At 65.5% G+C, this 17,215-nt stretch carries 22 protein-coding genes; all 22 read right to left on the reverse strand.

Features of this window, described 5'->3' with window-relative positions:
* Positions 1-2 precede the first annotated feature (2 nt).
* Positions 3-1,145 carry a flagellar biosynthesis protein FlhB gene (locus ACFY5D_RS05775; RefSeq protein ID WP_387526271.1) on the reverse strand — a complete coding sequence of 381 codons (1,143 nt, stop codon included), beginning with the start codon at positions 1,143-1,145 and terminating at the stop codon, positions 3-5.
* A complete protein-coding gene (locus ACFY5D_RS05780; protein WP_387526274.1) occupies positions 1,142-1,906 on the reverse strand; it encodes a flagellar biosynthetic protein FliR in 765 nt (254 codons plus the stop codon). Before ACFY5D_RS05780 ends, ACFY5D_RS05775 begins: the two co-directional genes overlap by 4 nt.
* A gap of 1 nt (position 1,907) precedes the next feature.
* A complete protein-coding gene (fliQ, locus tag ACFY5D_RS05785) occupies positions 1,908-2,183 on the reverse strand; it encodes a flagellar biosynthesis protein FliQ (protein WP_387526277.1) in 276 nt (91 codons plus the stop codon).
* 1 nt (position 2,184) lies between these two features.
* The gene (gene fliP, locus ACFY5D_RS05790) at positions 2,185-3,021 is read right to left on the reverse strand and encodes a flagellar type III secretion system pore protein FliP (protein WP_387526280.1); all 837 of its coding nucleotides are present in this window, start codon (positions 3,019-3,021) and stop codon (positions 2,185-2,187) included.
* 11 nt (positions 3,022-3,032) lie between these two features.
* Positions 3,033-3,551 (reverse strand): FliO/MopB family protein, encoded by a 519-nt coding sequence (locus ACFY5D_RS05795; RefSeq protein ID WP_387526282.1) that lies wholly within the window; start codon positions 3,549-3,551, stop codon positions 3,033-3,035.
* A 1-nt stretch (position 3,552) separates the two neighbouring features.
* Complete coding sequence (gene fliN, locus ACFY5D_RS05800; protein ID WP_387526285.1) at positions 3,553-4,299, reverse strand: flagellar motor switch protein FliN; 747 nt, start codon at positions 4,297-4,299, stop codon at positions 3,553-3,555.
* A complete protein-coding gene (locus tag ACFY5D_RS05805; protein WP_387526288.1) occupies positions 4,296-5,189 on the reverse strand; it encodes a flagellar motor switch protein FliM in 894 nt (297 codons plus the stop codon). The genes fliN and ACFY5D_RS05805 overlap by 4 nt, the downstream gene beginning before the upstream one ends.
* Before the next feature lie 122 nt (positions 5,190-5,311).
* On the reverse strand, positions 5,312-6,124 hold the full coding sequence (locus ACFY5D_RS05810) for a flagellar motor protein MotB (RefSeq protein WP_387526291.1): 813 nt from the start codon (positions 6,122-6,124) through the stop codon (positions 5,312-5,314).
* Positions 6,121-6,942, reverse strand: a complete 822-nt coding sequence (locus tag ACFY5D_RS05815) for a motility protein A (protein WP_387526294.1) — start codon at positions 6,940-6,942, stop codon at positions 6,121-6,123. The genes ACFY5D_RS05810 and ACFY5D_RS05815 overlap by 4 nt, the downstream gene beginning before the upstream one ends.
* Complete coding sequence (locus tag ACFY5D_RS05820) at positions 6,943-7,191, reverse strand: flagellar FlbD family protein (protein WP_387526297.1); 249 nt, start codon at positions 7,189-7,191, stop codon at positions 6,943-6,945.
* A 73-nt stretch (positions 7,192-7,264) separates the two neighbouring features.
* Positions 7,265-8,437: a flagellar hook protein FlgE gene (locus ACFY5D_RS05825; RefSeq protein ID WP_387526300.1), complete on the reverse strand. Its 1,173-nt coding sequence runs from the start codon at positions 8,435-8,437 to the stop codon at positions 7,265-7,267.
* A gap of 70 nt (positions 8,438-8,507) precedes the next feature.
* The gene (locus tag ACFY5D_RS05830; RefSeq protein ID WP_387526303.1) at positions 8,508-8,990 is read right to left on the reverse strand and encodes a flagellar hook assembly protein FlgD; all 483 of its coding nucleotides are present in this window, start codon (positions 8,988-8,990) and stop codon (positions 8,508-8,510) included.
* Between the two features lie 16 nt (positions 8,991-9,006).
* Positions 9,007-10,257 carry a flagellar hook-length control protein FliK gene (locus ACFY5D_RS05835; RefSeq protein WP_387526306.1) on the reverse strand — a complete coding sequence of 417 codons (1,251 nt, stop codon included), beginning with the start codon at positions 10,255-10,257 and terminating at the stop codon, positions 9,007-9,009.
* Complete coding sequence (locus tag ACFY5D_RS05840) at positions 10,254-11,084, reverse strand: C40 family peptidase (RefSeq protein ID WP_387526309.1); 831 nt, start codon at positions 11,082-11,084, stop codon at positions 10,254-10,256. The genes ACFY5D_RS05835 and ACFY5D_RS05840 overlap by 4 nt, the downstream gene beginning before the upstream one ends.
* Positions 11,084-11,506, reverse strand: a complete 423-nt coding sequence (locus ACFY5D_RS05845) for a flagellar export protein FliJ (RefSeq protein WP_387526312.1) — start codon at positions 11,504-11,506, stop codon at positions 11,084-11,086. Before ACFY5D_RS05845 ends, ACFY5D_RS05840 begins: the two co-directional genes overlap by 1 nt.
* Complete coding sequence (locus ACFY5D_RS05850; protein WP_387526315.1) at positions 11,507-12,826, reverse strand: FliI/YscN family ATPase; 1,320 nt, start codon at positions 12,824-12,826, stop codon at positions 11,507-11,509. It lies immediately after the preceding gene.
* Positions 12,826-13,458: a FliH/SctL family protein gene (locus ACFY5D_RS05855; RefSeq protein WP_387526317.1), complete on the reverse strand. Its 633-nt coding sequence runs from the start codon at positions 13,456-13,458 to the stop codon at positions 12,826-12,828. The genes ACFY5D_RS05850 and ACFY5D_RS05855 overlap by 1 nt, the downstream gene beginning before the upstream one ends.
* Positions 13,442-14,473, reverse strand: coding sequence for a flagellar motor switch protein FliG (gene fliG / locus ACFY5D_RS05860; protein WP_387526320.1), 1,032 nt, complete (start codon positions 14,471-14,473; stop codon positions 13,442-13,444). The genes ACFY5D_RS05855 and fliG overlap by 17 nt, the downstream gene beginning before the upstream one ends.
* Positions 14,470-16,068: a flagellar basal-body MS-ring/collar protein FliF gene (fliF, locus tag ACFY5D_RS05865; RefSeq protein WP_387526323.1), complete on the reverse strand. Its 1,599-nt coding sequence runs from the start codon at positions 16,066-16,068 to the stop codon at positions 14,470-14,472. The genes fliG and fliF overlap by 4 nt, the downstream gene beginning before the upstream one ends.
* On the reverse strand, positions 16,068-16,376 hold the full coding sequence (locus ACFY5D_RS05870; RefSeq protein WP_387526326.1) for a flagellar hook-basal body complex protein FliE: 309 nt from the start codon (positions 16,374-16,376) through the stop codon (positions 16,068-16,070). Before ACFY5D_RS05870 ends, fliF begins: the two co-directional genes overlap by 1 nt.
* Positions 16,376-16,765 (reverse strand): flagellar basal body rod protein FlgC, encoded by a 390-nt coding sequence (locus ACFY5D_RS05875; RefSeq protein ID WP_387526329.1) that lies wholly within the window; start codon positions 16,763-16,765, stop codon positions 16,376-16,378. The genes ACFY5D_RS05870 and ACFY5D_RS05875 overlap by 1 nt, the downstream gene beginning before the upstream one ends.
* The gene (flgB, locus tag ACFY5D_RS05880) at positions 16,765-17,106 is read right to left on the reverse strand and encodes a flagellar basal body rod protein FlgB (protein WP_387527590.1); all 342 of its coding nucleotides are present in this window, start codon (positions 17,104-17,106) and stop codon (positions 16,765-16,767) included. Before flgB ends, ACFY5D_RS05875 begins: the two co-directional genes overlap by 1 nt.
* Between the last annotated feature and the right edge of the window lie 109 nt (positions 17,107-17,215).

The raw sequence follows: 17,215 nt of genomic DNA on the forward strand, positions 1-17,215 counted from the left end.
CCTTAGGGGGCGGGGCGGGGGGTCGGCGGCGTGGGCGGAGGCGGCGGAGGATGGCTCGGCGGTGGCGGCGGGCCCGGCACGGTGTGCACGCCGGCCGCGGAGCCGCGGGCCTTGAGCGTCATCACGAACGCGAGCACCCGGGCCACCTCGTTGTAGGTGTCGGGCGGGATCTCGTCGCCGATCTCGCAGACCGCGTGCAGGTTCCGGGCCAGCGGGATGTCCTTGACCATCGGCACCTTGTGGGTGCCGGCCTCCTCGCGGATGCGCGTGGCGATGTTGCCGGCGCCCTTGGCCACCAGCTTCGGCGCGGATTTCCCGGGCTCGTACTTCAGGGCGACGGCCACATGGACGGGGTTCACGATCACCACGTCGGCGTCGGCGATGCCGGCCATCATGCGGTTGCGGCTCATGGCCATCTGGCGGGAGCGGCGCTGGGACTTGATCAGCGGGTCGCCGTCGGAGCGCTTGCTCTCGTCGGTGACCTCCTTGCGGGTCATCCGGGTGTGCTTCCGGTTCCGGCGCATCACCACCAGGACGTCCAGGGCCGCGAGCACCAGTCCGGCGATCACGGAGGCGCGGATCAGCGAGGCGGCGCCGCTGCCCCCGGCGCCCAGCAGCGAGGAGATGGGCAGCGAGCCGGACTGCAGCAGCAGCGGCATCAGCGAGGACACCACGCTCCAGAGCACCAGGCCGATCACGACGACCTTCAGCAGCGCCTTGATGCCCTGCCAGAGCGCCTGGAGCCCGAACACCCGGGTGAACCCGCTGACCAGGTTCAGGTTCGACGGGTCGATCTTGAACTTCTTGAACCTGATGCCGCCCTGCAGGGCCGCTGTGGCCAGGATGACCACCAGCACGGCGATGAACATCGGCGCCATCGTCGCGGGCATCGAGGAGAGGCCCAGCCCCAGCACCTCCAGGGCGGAGCCCTGCTGCGGGTTGGCGATGACGGCCCGGATGGCGACGAACTGGCCGCGCCCGGCTTCCTCGGCCAGGCCCAGCAGCCCCGGGATCATCAGCGCGGCCGCGGCGATGCCCAGCCAGGCGGTGAGGTCCTGCGAGCGGGTCATCTTGCCCTTGGACCGCACTTCCTTCATGCGCTCGGGAGTGGCCTTCTCGCTGCGCTCCCCGGAGTCCTCGCTCATGCCCCCAACACCCCGCCGACGGCCTTCAGGGCCGATCGCACCAGCGCGGAAACCACAGAGGGCAGCAGCACAAACACGGTCCCGGCCAGCGAGAGCGTCAGGAAGATCTTCAGCGGGAAGCCCATGGCAAAGGCATTCAGCGCGGGGGCGGCGCGGGTGAGCAGGCCCAGGCCGATGTCGGCGAGCACCAGCACCACCAGCAGCGGGCCGGCGATCTGGATCGCCGAGACGAACATCTGCCCCACACCGTGCACCAGGTTCCCGGCGACCGCGTCCAGGCCGATCCCGCCGCCCAGCGGGATGGCGTCGAAGGAGCGGAACAGCCCGGCGAGCACCAGCTGGTAGCCGTCGGAGGAAACCAGCAGGGCCAGCGCGGCCCAGTGGAAGTAGCGCGAGAACTGCGCGCCGTTGACCATGGACTGCGGGTCGAAGCCCTGCGCCATGGCAAAGCCGCCAAAGAGGTCGATCAGCCCGCCGGCGCTCTGCACCGCGGCGAAAAGCACCATCACCAGGAAGCCGAGGGCGGCCCCGGTCACCAGCTCCAGGACCACCGCGGCCAGGAACGGCCCGGTGTCCTGCGGCTGGTAGTTTGCGCTGAGCCGCGGGGTCACGGCCAGCGCCAGGCCCACCGCGAGGGTCGCCTTGATGCGCCCCGGAATGGCATTGTGGGAAAAGGGCGGGGCGATGACGATGAACGCCGTCATGCGCACCGCCGCCAGGAGCATCGCCTCGAGGGACTCCAGCGGCAGCACCGCCTGCATGTCAGCTGCCCCTCAGCAGGGCCGGAATCTTGTCGAAGAGTTCGTGCGTGAAGAGCACCATTTCGGAGATCATCCAGTGCCCGCAGACCAGCAGGGCGATCGCCACCGCGACGGCCTTGGGCACGAAGGAGAGCGTGACTTCCTGGATCTGCGTCATCGACTGGAACAGCGAGATCGCGAAGCCGACCACCAGCGAGGTGATCAGCACCGGGGCCGAGAGCTTGGCCGCGACCACCAGGCCGGAGAGGCCGATGTCCAGTACCGCGTTCGGGTCCACGTCAGCCCCCGGCAATCTTGTAGCTGCCGATGAGCGCGGTGATGATCAAGCCCCAGCCGTCGACCAGCACGAAGAGCAGGATCTTGAACGGCAGCGAAATCATCACCGGCGGGAGCATCATCATGCCCATGGACATCAGGGCGGAGGAGACCACCAGGTCGATGACCAGGAACGGCACGAAGATCACGAAGCCGATGATGAAGGCGGCGCGCAGCTCGGAGATCATGAACGCCGGGATCAGCGTCGTCAGCGGCACGTCGGCCGGGGCGGCGGGGTTGGGCAGGTCCGCGGCGCGGGTCATCAGGGCGATGTCCGCCTCGCGGGTGTGCAGCAGCATGAAGTCCTGCAGCGGCTTCACCCCGACCTCGAGGGCCTTCTGGAAATCGATGGTCCCCGCCAGGTACGGCTGCACGCCCAGGTCGTTCATCTGGGTGAGCACCGGGGACATGATGAACAGCGACAGGAACAGCGCGAGCCCGGCGAGCACCTGGTTCGGCGGGATCGTCGGCAGCGCCAACGCGTTGCGCGTCATCGCCAGCACCACGAAGATCTTGGTGAACGAGCTCATCATGAGCAGCAGGGCCGGCGCCACCGAAAGCAGCGTGATGGCGATGAGCGTGACGATCGCGGAGCTCGGCGTGCCGTTGGGCCCGTTGATCTCCACCGAGACGCCGCCGCCACCGGTTCCCGGGGCCGGCTCCACGGGTGCCGCCCAGGCAGTGCCCGCGGCCAGCACGGTGAACAGCAAACCCAGGGCAAGCACGGCCAGGGCCACGCCGAAGAGGCGCCGCTTCCCCGGCATTGCCTTTCTAAAGCTCGTCTTCTTGAAAACAGTCATGGTTCCGACGCTCATGCCGACCGCCCCGTCTTCAAGGCGGTCCAGGCCTGGCGCCAGGTGTCCGGCGAAAGCACCGAACCGGCCAGCGGCCCGGATGCCTTGCCGCCGGGCAGGGCATGGCGCGCGGCGTCGTCAATTGCCGCCGGATCGACAGCGTCGGGTAGGCCGGCCCCGGCCGCCGGCGCACCCGTGACCTTCTGGAGGCTCAGCGCAAAGGACTGCGAACGCCGAGCGGCGGAGGCGTCCGCGACGTCACCGGTCGCGGGAACGGCAATCGGCGGCTCGGGCGCCTCGAAGCTGTCGAGCACGTTGATCGAGGACTCGCCGACGCCCAGAAGGTAGCGCCGTCCCTGCACGTCAAGGAGCACCACGGTGGATTTGGGTCCGATTCCGTGGCGTTCAACGATGGTGACCTGGCTGGCGTTGGGCGAGCCGAAACGGGGTAGGAGGCGCTTGCGCAGGTAGAACAAGAGCCCAAGAACCGCCGCGAGCGAGACGACCACCCGCAGCAGTAGAAAGAAATTCTCCAAGCTAGGACAAACCCTCATTCACGTCGAGGATCTTGGTGATGCGCACGCCGTAGTCCTGGTCCATCACGACGACCTCGCCGAGGGCGATGAGTCGGCCGTTGAGCAGGATGTCGGCCGGGGCGCCGGCGGAACGGTCAAGCTCCACCACCGCGCCGGGCTCGAGGTTCAGTACGTCGCGCACCGACATGCGGGTGCGGCCGATTTCAACGGTCAGGGCCATTTCCACGTTGTTGATGCGGCCCAGGCGGGAGCTGACGTCCTCGCGGTCCTCGCCGTTCTTGGCGTTGGCCGATTCGGCAGCCGCGTTTTCGCGGATGCGCAGGGCGAACCAGCCGATGACGGTGCCGCTGCTGATCAATTCGAAGACCACGGTTTCCGCGTCACCCAGCAGGGCTTCGGGGCTCACCACGGCATCGGTGGACAGCACGCCCACGCCCAGCACGCCTGTTGCGGCGTCCAGGGCCGGGCGCAGCACGTCGGCGGTGGAAATCAGGGAGCCGTTGCCGCCCGGGTTCCCGCCAAGCAGCGGGGCATCCACGCAGATGAGCACATCTGCGGAGAACTGGCCGACGAATGTTGCTCCGACGATCTCGCCCATGGCGGTGAGCATCGAGGCATCCCGTGCGCCGGCGTGCAGCTTCGCACTCACCGGTGCCGGGGTCGGCAACATCGCGGCGAGGGCTTCTGCCGCCGCGGCATACAGCGCGGTCGAATGCAGCACTGGGGTTCCTGAGGGTGCGGGAATCATACGGGGGTCTCCTCGGTAGAAACTACGACAGCGGCGATCCGGCCGCTCCGGGTACCGGCCGCGGCGGTGCCCAAACGGCGACCTTCCACGGAAAGTTCAAAGGGCCTGTGAGTGGGGTGCGGCAACGGCAGCACGTCCCCGACGGAAAGGTTCAAGACGGTGCTCGGGGTGACGGCCGCGGTGCCAAGCGCCAAGGCGACGTCCACCGGGATCCCGGCGAGGGATTGGGTGAGCAGCTCGCCGGCGTTTTCGGCCGGACCCGTCGGGTTGGTTTCGCCCAGTTGCGGCAGGATCAGTTCCGCCGGAACGGCAATGCTGGCATGGGTGCTGCGTTCGCCGACGCGCACCCGCAGGGAAACGGCGATGACCAGTTCGGACTTGGTTGCGGCCTGGGCGAATTGCGAGTTGTGGTGGATGCTCGCCACGCTCAGCTGATGTTGCAGGAGCGCGCCAAGCGAATAGTGAAGGTCCTCGAGGGCCTCATCCATGAGCCCGCGCACCAGCGTTTGCTCAATGCGGGTGAACTTGCGCTCCGGCACCTCGGTGGCGGTGGGGCTGCCTAGCATGTGGGACACCCAGTTCAGGGCGTCTGCGGCAGGGAACTGGATGACGGTGCGAGCGGTCGTTGCCTCGGATTCGCACAGCACCATGGCCGTGGTGGGCGGAAGCCCGGCTACGTAGTCGTCGTACGACTGCATGGACAAGTATTCCAGCGTGACCTGGGACATCACACGGATTTTGGCCGTGAGCTGGGTGCCCCATTGGCGTGCGAAGGTCTCGAAGGCAAGCTCGAGGACGCGGGCGTGCTCGCGGGCCAGCGTGGTGGGCCTACGGAAGTCGTAGACGACAGCCATTGCCGCAGCAGGGGATTTGGGGTTCAGGGCAGCCATTATTGGTTGCCCGCAGACATAGGGGTCACTGCCACCACTATCGGAGGGCATGGCCATATGGTTAGCCGGATTCCAGTCATTTTCCGGGATTGACACCCAAACACCGTTGGCCCGGGTGGAACCTATGCCTTCGGCAGAAGGTTTCTGACGCTTTCCGGTTGGTTGGAGAGGACCACGATGTCCACACGACGGTTCAACGAGTTGTCCTTGCCGCCCTTCAGCGGACGTGCATCCCCGTAACCGACCGAGGAGATGCGCTGCGCCTTCACTCCCCCGTCTTCCACCATGGCCCGCAGCACTCCCGTGGCACGGCTGGCGGACAGCTCCCAGTTGGTGGGATACGGGTCGACGGGACGCAGCTCGTCGGCGAAGCCCTCGATCTCAAAGTGGCGATTCGTCGGCGCAAGCACCGGGGCAATCGCATCAATGATCTCGCGGGCGTTTTTGGTCAGCTCGGCGCTGTTCGGTTCAAAGAACGTTTCGGCACTCACCAACCGGACCGTGAGCCCGCGCTGGTTGATGGAGAAGTCCGCCGCTCCCTTGTGGCCCGAGTCCTTGAGCCGCTGGTCGATGCGGACCTTGAGCTCATGCAACTCTTCTTCCTCGGCCTCGGCCAATTTCAAGAGTTTCGCTTTGGTCTGTGAATCGATTTCGGCGCTGGCAAGCAGACCCTCGGAGCCGACCAGTTCGGGCGGCACCACAATGCCCTGGGCGGTATCGGCGTTGATGCTCTTTTCGGAGCCGAATCCCGTGGCAAGGGAATTCTTCAGCGACTCGAACTTGTCCTGGTCAACGGTGGACATCGCATAGAGGACGATGAACAGGCACATGAGGACGGTGACCATATCCATGTAGGAGGCCATCCACCGCTCATCCGGACCGTGGTGTTCGGCCGGCGCCTTGCGCCCGCGCCGTGATCCGCGACGGGAACTCACGCCGCTTCCTTGAAGTCTTCGAGCACGCTGCGCTCGGTCTTCGCGGAATCTCCCTTGCCCTTGGTGCGCAGCTCGTGCGCCGGCACCATGGCCCGCAGGCGTTCCTCCAAGAGGATGGGTTGGCTTCCGGCCTGGATGGCCAGAAGGCCCTCGACGGCAAGGCTCATGCGCTCGACCTCGAGTTCGGAGAGGCGGCGCAGGCGCGAACCAATCGGAAGCCAGATGAAGTTTGCGGAGACCAGGCCCCAGAGGGTCGCCACGAATGCCGCGGCGATCATGTGTCCGAGCTCATCGGGCTTTGAGAGGTTTTCGAGCACGTGGGTCAGGGAGACCACGGTGCCGATGATGCCGACGGTCGGCGCATAGCCGCCGAGCGTGGAAAAGTACTTGTGTGCGACAGCGTCGGTGCGTTCACGCGTGGCGATCTCGTCTTCGAGCTGGTCGCGCAGTTCGTCCCCGTCGATACCGTCGGCCATGGACTGCAGCGCGCGGCTCAGGAACGGGTCCTTCGTCGCGTGGGCTTCGGCTTCAAGAGCCAGCAGGCCGTTCTTGCGGGCGACATCTGCAAGTTCGACGATCCGGGCAATCAGCCCGCTGATCGGCGCGATCTTTCCGCGGAAGGCGGATGGCAGCGTCTTGAAGGCGATGATGGTGTCGCTGATGGTTCCGCTGGCGATCCCGACGGCAATGGTTCCGAAGAACACAATGATCATGGGGGCCGGCAAGAGAATCGACGAGACGTTGGCGCCCTCCATGAAAAGCATGGTGAACATTGCGCCGAAGGCCAGTAGCAGGCCAATGATTGTTGCGGGATCCAATTAGGGCGTCCTCGATCGATGCGAAGGTGTTCCAGAGGACGGGGACTCGGTTTCCTGCAGTCGAGCCTTTGAAACCACTGAAGCTCGATAGTGCATAACCAGCCCGATGACCTCTTCCATGGACTCGGTCACCACGTATTTGGCGCCGTTGACCATGACCACAACGGTGTCCGGGTTTTCCTGGATCCGTTCGATGAGGTCCGGGTTGATCGCAAAGCGACTCGTGTTGAGCCTTGTAACAACGATCATGTCACCCGTCCTTTCAGAGGTCACTCTCGGCAGGCGTGGAGGCACCGTTAGCCAACGGTGCCTCCAACACGGCTTAGCGCTTCAGGTTGGCCAGTTCCTGCAGGACCTCGTCGCTGGTGGTGATGATGCGGGCGTTCGCCTGGAATCCGCGCTGGGCGACAATCAGGTTGGTGAATTCCTGGGACAGGTCGACGTTCGACATTTCGAGCATGCCGCCGGCGATGTCGCCCATGCCCGGGGAACCCGGAGCACCGTATTCAATGGCACCGGAGTTTGCGGTGAGTGCGTAGCCCGAACCGCCGGTCTTCTGCAGGCCTGCCGGGTTTGCCACCGAGCCCAGGACGATCTGCGCGATGGCCTGCTGGGCGCCGTTGGAGAAGGTGCCGGTGAGGGTGCCGTCGGAACCGAGGGTGTAGGACTCCAGGGCGCCCGCGGAGCGGCCGTTCTGTTCGCTGATGGAGACGGTCTTCAGCCCGGCGTAGCCGGTGACCTTGGACAGATCCACGGCGACGCCGCCGACGTTCATGGTTCCGCCGTTCAGGGTTCCGTTGGCGGCCAGGGCCAGGGTTGCGGTTCCGGTGGCTCCGGCGCCGTCGTTCGCTGCCACGTCCCAGCCGCCGGCGGTGCGGGTGAAGGTCATGGACAGCGTGCGGCTGGTGCCGTCGGCCGCGAAGATTTCCTTGTCCTGCACGATGGTGTCGCCGACGGCGGTTTCCTTGGGCAGGTTGCCGATGAGCGAGGCGGTGGTTGTTGCAATGCCCGGTGCCACGAGGTCCTTGGGCAGGGTGATGTCCTGCAGTGCGCCGCCGGCCGGCATGACGCCGTTGTTGGCCATCCAGCCCTGGACGATCCCGCCGTTGGGGCTGGTGAGTCGGCCGTTGGCGTCGAAGTCGAAGGCGCCGGCACGGGTCAGCGAGGTGCTGCCGCCGTTGCGGGTGATGAAGAAGCCGTTGCCGGCGATCATCATGTCCGAGGAACGCCCGGTGTTCTGCGCCGAGCCCTGGCCGAAGTTGGTGCTGATGCCGGCGACCTGCACACCCAGGCCGACCTGGGCCGGGTTGCGCCCGCCGGTCGTGGCGCCTGGGGTGGTTGCGCCCTGGGTCATCTGGGACAGGGTGTCCTGGAACTGGATGGACGAGGACTTGAAGCCCGCGGTGTTGACGTTGGCAATGTTGTTGCCGGTGGTGTCGAGCATGGTCTGGTGGGCGCGCAAGCCCGAGATTCCTGAATACAGTGAACGAAGCATGTTGCTGACTCTTTTCTACGGTGGCGTGGACGTGGAATTGTTCAAAAATTGTGCTGCTGGCCGGCGAAGGTTAGGCGTCGACGGGTCGCTGTTCCGGCTTGGGATCGGGCGTCGGCCCGGCCGTGTCTACCGGCGGCTCGATTTCGGTCTTCACCGAGCGAATGCTCTCGACGTATCCGTAGGGAACCTGCTTGCCGTCCACCGTGAGCATCGGTTCGAGACCCGCGAAGGAAACCGCTGTCACGACCCCGGTGATGGGTTCCTTGCCGCCCGTCGTGATCTCCTGTCCGATGAGGCCGGCAACCGCGGTGCGCTGCTGGATCGCAAGGGAAACGTTCTGGGTGGTGCTGAGCATGTTGAGTTTTTCCATGGACGCGAGCTGCGTGGTCTGCGCGATCATCTCGTTGGTGTCCATGGGCGAGCTCGGATCTTGGTTCGCCAGCTGGGTCACCAGCAGGTGCATGAAAACTTCGCCGTCCATGGTCTGTTTCGGCGCGCGGACGGGCTGGTTGCCGGTCCCGAATTGGGTCACGTCAATGGGTGCAACTGGCATGGTGGTCGATTCCTTCCTAAGCCATCACGTCGAGGTGGGATGAAGCGTGTGCGGACGGCCGGGCTTCCTGGGCGGGAAGCTGCGAGGTTTCCTCGCCCTGCTGCCGTCCCGGAACCGCGGCGGTCGCGGCGCCGCCGCCGAAGCGTTGGTCGTTGGCCATCGAGGCCTGCCCTCCCCCCGAGTATGTCCCGGCACCGTTTCCGGCGTCGGTCGCGGTGCCGATGCTCACCGTTCCCGCACCTGTTGCCGCGAGGTCCCGGCGAAGCTCCGGAAGCATGGCACGCAGTGCCTCGCGCCCGGCCTCGGTGGGGGCCGTCAGCTCGACCCTCAGCCCCTCGTGGCCGAGGTGGGCCTTCACCGTGACGGGACCCAGCGCTTCGGGGGCAATGTTGACGCTGAGCGTGCGTTCCCCGTGCGGGCCGGAAGCCAGCGAGGCGATCGGGCCCACCAGCTGCCGGTTGATCGGCGGCGCCTGGGGTTCGCGGGAAACCACGTTTTCCACGGCGATCGTTCTGCCGCCGGAGACGGCGCCGAGCCCAAGCAGGGCCTCCGGTCGTGGGGCCGGTGCCGCATTGTGGGACACCGGAACCTGGAACCCGGGCGATGGCGCCACCGGGGACGGCGTGCCTTCGGAAGCAGGGCCGGCGGGAAGGGCCTCGAGCTCGACAGCGGGTCCCTGCGCATCGACCGGGGTCTCATCCACGGACACCGTTGCCGGGGCTTCAACCTCGTCGGCTGCCTGTTTGCCGTTCCCGCCAGTGTTTGCCTGGGTGTCCGGCGCGACACCGCCGGCAAGCGACATCACGCCTGGATTGGTTACGGCAGCCTCGGTCGATCCGGCCGTCGCGTCGGCTGAGGACACTGCCACGGGTGGAATCGCGGGGGCGGGTGTTCCCAGGTCCGGGGCTTCGAGCAGGAACGGCGGAATGTCCGATTCACCGGGTGCCGCGGCCCCGAGCTTCACCGAGGTTGCCGGGTCGACGATCGTCGGCGTTTCTGCCTCGACCGGGACGATGCCCGGCATGGGCACCGTCAACCGCGCCTGGATCTGCTGATCGACAAACACGCCGCCGCCCGTCCCGGCCGCATCGTGCTCGGCGGTCTCGGGCTCCGCGACCGTGTCGTCCAGCGCGCTTGCCGTGTCTTGCCCGGCAGGAAGTATCGAGGCCAAGAGGTCCTCGAAGGCGTTGGCGGAGTCGCCGGAGCCGGCCTTCGTCGGCTGCGCCGTGTTTTGTGCGGGCTGTGCGCCCAGAAGCAAGGGAATCACGCGCTCCTCACCACCGAGTCAAACAATGCACGCTGTGCCGATGCGGTGAACCCTGCAGCCTGTGCTGCCGAGTCCCTCACCGACGGCCCGGCGACGGTCTTGGTCGCCACTTGGTTGGTGGATTCTGCCGGGACAATGCGCCGGATTGTCATGATCTGTGCATCCGTTTCAAATAGTTTGCGAATGCTGACGGTTTCCCCGGGGCGTGGGGCATGGATCATCTTGTTGTCGCCCAGGTAGATGCCGATGTGGCCGCCACCGCGGGTGACGATCAGGTCGCCCGGCTTGGCCTGGGCCAGCGAGGGAACCTCCGTGCCTTCCTTCGCTTGGTCGCGGGCAACACGCGGGAGCTTGATGCCGAGATCCCGGAAGGTGTGCTGGACAAACGAGGAACAGTCCAGACCGATGTCGGGATTGTTCCCTCCCCACACGTAGGGAACACCCAGGTACTTGCGTGCCTCCCGCACGACGTCGCTGCCGTCGGTCTTCCCGTCCCGCGCGATTGGTGCTTCGTCCACTTGGTTGACGGCGTTCTTGCCTGTTTCAATCCGCGGGGAACTTGTTGCATCGCCCGACAATCCCTTGGGCTCCGACAGCGCCGTGCGGGCCGGATCCAGGGCCTCCTGCAGGAGCTGGGTGAAGTCCGCCGATGCGGTCACGCCGGAGCTGATCGTGCCCGATCCGCCCTGGTTCAGGCCGAGCGACGCAGGCGCATTCACGGCTTGGACGGTCCGTGGGACGGCAGGTTCGGTTGCCACGGCGCCGCTGACCGTGGCAAGGGTTCCTTGGATGGAACCAATGCGCGATGCCATCTCGCTGAAACTCACTATGCGTTCCTTCCCAGTGATCGGGCCGAGCCCAAATCATCAAGCAGGGCTTGTTCACGGCCCAGGTCCTCAAGCCGAAGGGCCGATGCGTGCCTGTTGGCAAGCTTCTCCAGGGCCTTGACCTCGGCCCGGGCCCGCTGGTGTTCGAATCCCGCGGACTGCGCCGTCTCGTTCAGGGTTTCGACCAGGGCATTGAGCTCCAGCAGCATCCCACTCGTTGAGGCGCGCGATGCGGCAACGGCCAACATCGTTGCCGAGTCCACCGGGTACTCTTCGCCGGCTCCCGCGGCTTCCTGCACGTTCCTGATCGCGGTCTTGCCGCCACGCAGGGCCTTGTTGGCGGCCGCCAGCTCGCCGGCGGCCTTGCTTTCCTGGAGCTCGCGCAGGCGAAGCAGCCCCGACAGGGGAAAAGTCCTACCCATTTAGTTCACTCCCAAGGTAAGCAGCAGGTTTGTCAGTTCGGCCCAGGACTGTTCGCCCGAGACGGGCTCTTCCAGTCGCTGGCGCAAGAAGTTGTTGATCGCATGTTCGTGGTCCACGGCGGCGTCCGCCAGCGGGTTGCTTCCGCGCTGGTAGGCGCCGACGTCCAAGAGGTCCTGGACCGAACGCCGGGCCGCGAGGACACGACGCAGGCCCGCCGCGGCCTGCGCCTGGTCCCGCGTGGTGACCCGGTTCGCGACACGCGAGACGGATGCCAGCGCATCGATCGAGGGAAAGTGCCCGGAGACCGCCAATTTGCGGTCAAGCACAATGTGCCCGTCCAGCAACGACCGGGTTGCATCGGCGATGGGCTCGTTGTGGTCGTCGCCGTCCACCAGGACCGTGTAGATGCCCGTGATCGACCCGTGGGCATCGCTGCCCGCGCGTTCCAGGAGCCTGGCCAGCAGGGAAAAGGTGGAGGGCGGGTAGCCGCGCGTCGCCGGCGGTTCCCCGGCGGAAAGCCCGATTTCGCGTTGGGCCATTGCCACGCGGGTCAGCGAGTCCATCATCAGCAGCACCTGTGCACCGGATGAGCGGAAGGACTCGGCAATTCGGGTTGCAACGAATGCGGCACGCAATCGCATGCGCGCGGGTTCATCGGCAGTGGAAACGACAACGATGGAACGGGCGAGCCCCTCGGGGCCCAGGTCCTCTTCGAGGAACTCCCGGACTTCGCGGCCGCGCTCGCCCACCAGGGCAATGACGTTGATCTGGGCGGAGGCTCCGCGGGCAATCATCGACAGCAATGAAGACTTGCCGACGCCCGAACCTGCAAATAGGCCGATGCGCTGCCCCGCCCCCACCGCGGTGAGCGTGTCCATGACACGGACCCCGAGCTGAAGCGGGGCGGTGATGCGGCTGCGTTCAAGTGCTGCAGGGGTTTCGTGCTCCATGGGAACCATGGAGTGCTCCCCCAGCGGCCCCTTGCCGTCGATGGGCTTGCCCAGTCCGTCCAGCACCCGGCCAAGGAGTCCGGTTCCGGTGGGAATCTGCGCGCCGTGGCCGCTGCTGCTGACCAAATCCCCGACGCTGATCTTTTCCAGCTCGCCCAGCGGCATGCAGTGAAGGGTCTCGCGGCGGGCGGCAACAACCTCGGCCGCGACCTTCTGCGGACCGATCTCCAGCACCGTCCCCAGTGGCGCGTTCAGGCCCGCCACTTCAAGCCCAAGCCCCACCACGGAACTGACCACACCGACGCGTACCGGATCGGCGGCCAGCAAGGCAGCATCCAGCGCTGGCCAGGCGAGTCCGCCCGTTGCCATCAGGACTCGCCCCGCAAGACCATCGCGGCGCGTTCGAACGCCGTGGAGATCCGGGCATCAAGGAACCCCTCGTCAAACGCGGTCATGGCGTCGCCACGGGCCAGCGTGGCATCGGCGGCAAGCTTGATCGTGGTGCCGGGGACGTGCGAAAGTCCCAGCAATGCCAGGTCATGCGGGTTCATCCGCACTTCGCGCACGGTGCTTGCCTCGATGCCCGTCAGGGCCCTGTCGAGGGCCGCCTTGGCGCCAAAAGCGTCGTTCGACAGTTCCTTGCCGATGACCTTCTGGGCCAGGAGCACGGCGGCTTCAGCCAAGACGGTGGAGGCGGCATCCAGCACGGGCACCGTCCTGGCGTCCAGCGCCCGGGCGGCTGCCCGCAAGGCGTCGATCGCCAGTGCGTGTTCGGCTGCCCGTGCGGCCTCGGCCGCGGCGTGCGCCCGGGCGAGCCGTTCGCGCTGCTCGCGCGCCACCGATTCGGCCGCGCGGATGCCAGTGGCATAGCCGGTGGCGTAGCCATGCGTCTGGGACATGGTCTCGTGGCGTTTGACGTTTTCCGCCGTGTTCAATTCGCTGAATTGCGCGGGTTCGAACGCCGGCACCCCGGTGCCAACCGTCTCAGAGGACAAAGTCATCTTCGTCGCCACGCTGGATCGTTATCTCACCAGTGGTTTCCAGTTCACGGATGGCACGGACGATATCCGCGCGCGCTTCCTCGACCTGCGAAACGCGTACCCGGCCCATCGATGCAATCTCGGCGTCCAGGACTTCCTTGGTGCGGTCCGAGATGTTCTCCCGGATGGTCGCCTCGACCGCGTTGCCGGCGCCCTTGAGCGCGAAGGCCAGGACAGCCGGGTTGATGCCGCGAAGTACCCGCTGGACATCCTTGCGGTCGAACTTCACCAGGTCGGTGAAGGAGAGCATGCGCGAACGCACTTCCTCGGCCAGCTGCGGGTCGCGCTGTTCCAGGGACTGCAGAAGGTCCTTTTCGATCGCGACATCCGAACGGTTCAGGATCTCAACCAGCGGCTGGATTCCGCCGACGGCCTCGACCGGTTCGCGCGGAGTCATGACGGCACCCGTGCGCTTCTTCAGGGCTTCGGCGACCACGCGCACGGCCTCGGGGGACGCCGTTCCCATGGTGGCCAGTGCCCGCGCAATGTCCGTGCGGAGGGGCGATTCGAAGCTGGCGAGCACCGCCGACCCGATTTCCGGGCGCAGGTGGGCAACCACAAGTGCCGTGGTTTGCGGAAGTTCGCCGTCGAGCAACGCCACGATCTGCGCGGGATCCGCGCTGTCGAGGAACTCGAAGGTCATCCCGGCCAGGGAGGACGAGAGCCTGTCCATGACGGTGTTTGCCTTGTCGCTGCCGAAGGATGCTTCCAGCAGACCCACGGCCATTTCGCGTCCGCCGCGGGCATTCAGCCGGCCGGACGTGGCAAGTTCGTGGATCTCGTGGATGGTGTCTTCCACTGTGGCGGCATCAACGCGGCGAAGGCGCACCAATTCGCCGGCGATTTCATCTGCCTCGAATTCGGTGAACTGCTTCATGACTTCGGCGGCGTGTTCCTTCTCCATCTGCATGAGCACGATTGCGACTTTTTGGGTGCCACTGAGCATCGCAGTCCCGCCGGGGCCTAGCGCTTTCATTCGTGCTTCCGATCATCCATGACGGTGCGCAGGTACTCGGCCATTTTTGCCGGGTCGCTGGCCGCCAGTGCCGATAGTTCTTCGCGTTTTACGTTGTGCGAGATGGGGAAGGTCGCCACCGGCGGCGGCAGCACCACCTGGGTCAGGGCAACGGTCTCCGGGTTCGGGGTTTCCATGGGCACCGCCGAGAGCGACGGGTAATCGCGCAATTCACCGAGGTCGATGGGTTCGCGGTTCTGCTTGTTGCGACGCACATAGAGTGCGTAGGCGGCAATCAGGATCAGGGCCAGGGCGACGACACCTGCAATGATCAGCGTGCGCATCAGGGCCGCGTTGCGCGCGGCGGTTTCGGCTGCGTCCGCCGCGGCCAGCTGGTTTTGGGCTGCGGTTGCGGCGTCCGTGTTGAATGGCACGACCGAGACGCTGACCTGGTCGTTGCGGTTCGTGTCGACTCCCGCGGCGTTGCTGATCATCTGGGTGAGCTGGGGAATGCTCAGGCCCTGGGCTGCCTTGTCGCTCAGTGCAACCGAAATGGTCTGACGCTGCAAGGTGCCGGCCGGGATCGTGCGGTTCTCGGTGACCTTGTTGACGGCGTTGGTCCGTTGGTTGTCCGTTGAGGTGAACGTGCCGGTGCCGTTGGTTCCGTTGGGTACGGCGATGTTGTCGGGGCCAAGGACGCCGGCGGCCGGACCTCCGTTGCCGTTGCCCTTGTAGTCTTCCTTCTTTTCCGATTCGACAAGTGCCGGTGAGCCCTTGGGGTCGGTGAAGGTTTCCTCGGTGCGTTCGGCGGATTCCTTGCTCATTTCGGCAGCCACGGCGACTGTTGCGTTGCCGGGACCCACCACGCGGTCGAGCATTCCCTGGATGGAGCTCGCGACACGGGTTTCGTAGTCGGACGTTTGTTGGTTCACTCCCCCGGTCAATCCGACGCCCGCTGCGGAGAGCAAGTTGCCCGCGGAGTCAACGACAGAGACATCATCTGGCTTCAGCCCGTCAACCGCCGCAGAGGTCAGGTGGACAACTGACTGGACTTGGTCACGGCTGAGCGTGACTCCCGGCTTGGTTTCGACAAAGATCGAGGCCGTGGGGTTGGTCTTTGAATCAACGAAGACCGTCTGTTCCGGAATCGCCAATTTCACCGAGGCCAGCTTTACGCCGTCCATGGCTTGGATCGTGTTGGCGAGCTCGCCTTCCAAGGCACGCTTGTAGGTGACGCTCTGCTGGAATTCGCTGGAGGTGACACCCATCTGGTCAAGCAGGGAATAACCGCTGGTTCCCGAGCTGGGCAGACCCGAGGCGGCTGCCTTGAGCCGGGCTTCGTAGACGCTGCCTTCGGGAACCAGGATGGTTCCGCCGCCTCCGGTGAGCTCATAGGACACACCGTCGGACTTGAGCTGTTCCACGATGCCCGCGGCGTCCTCGGGGGCAAGCCCCGAGAACAGCGGTGTCATTTTCGGCTGGCTCAGAAAAGTGCTGAGGGCAACGGCGCCCATGACCAAGATGGCAACGCCAATGATCATGATCGTGCGTTGGGCCACGGTGAACCCACGCACGGTGTCCATCATCTTGCCCAGCGGTGCGGGAACATTGGCCATCAGGCTTGCATCCTCATGATCTCGTTGAAGGCTTCAACCCCGCGGTTGCGGAAGGTTGACACCATTTCCACGGCCAATGAGGCGCGAGTGGACGCAAGCGTCGCGGCGTGGATGTCGGTCAGGTCCCCGGTGACGGCCTTGATGGAAAGGTCGTTTGAGATTCCCTGCAAACTTTGGACTTCGTTCACGGCGCCGCCGAGGGCGTTGGCGAAGGCAGAACCGTCCGTGCCGGCCTTTGCAGTCTGTTGGACGAATCCGGTGGCCGTGGTTGCGGCTACTCCGGTGACAGGGGCAATGTTGATGGGCATTAGTTGCGTCCGATCTGGAGTGCGGCCTGGTAAGTTTCCTTGGCGCGGTCGACGACTGCGGCGTTCACTTGGTAGCCGCGCTGCGCCATGATGAGGGCACCCATTTGTTCAGCCATGTCGATGTCCGGGTAACGAACATTTCCTTCGGCATCCGCCAGCGGATGATTTGGCTCATGCACGATGCGGCCTTCGGCGCTGCCGAATTCTGCACCCGAGACGAACACTCCCTGCTGGTCGCCGCTGGCCTGCGCCACGATGTAGCGGGCACGGAAGGCCTCGCTGCTCGTGGCGGTCGCGGTGTTGACGTTGGCAAGGTTGTCCGAGACGGCGTCCAACCACTTGCGGTGAACTGTCAGTGCCGTGCCGGCTATTCCGATTGCGTCAGGCATTAGTTGCTCCTCAGAGCGGTGCGGATGCTGTTGAATGGGCCGGATGCCGCCTGTGTCGCGAACTGGAAGCGCAGCACCGTGTCGATGTTGGACAGGGTCTCCGTATCGATGTTGACATTCGAGCCGTCGAGCCGGGTGGGTTCCAGCGACGTCGCCGTGGTCGCCGCACTTTTTCCGTCACCGCGTGACACGGATTTGGCAAGCGCGGATTCAAATTCGACCCGGCGGGCGTGGTAGCCGGGGGTGTTGACGTTTGCAATGTTGTTTGCAATGGCACGCTGACGCAGCGCCAGGCCATCCAAAGCGCTTTCCAGCGCCAAAGACGTCACGGAATCGAACACGACTAGTTGCTCCAGGATCGTAATGCGGCCCATCCTTGGGCACAAAGGGATGCGAGCAATCCGTGCTCTCAAGTTAGACAATCGGCCAAAAACAACTAGCCGTTAGTTA

The organism is Paeniglutamicibacter sp. NPDC012692, from assembly GCF_042901625.1.
GTDB lineage: Bacteria > Actinomycetota > Actinomycetes > Actinomycetales > Micrococcaceae > Paeniglutamicibacter.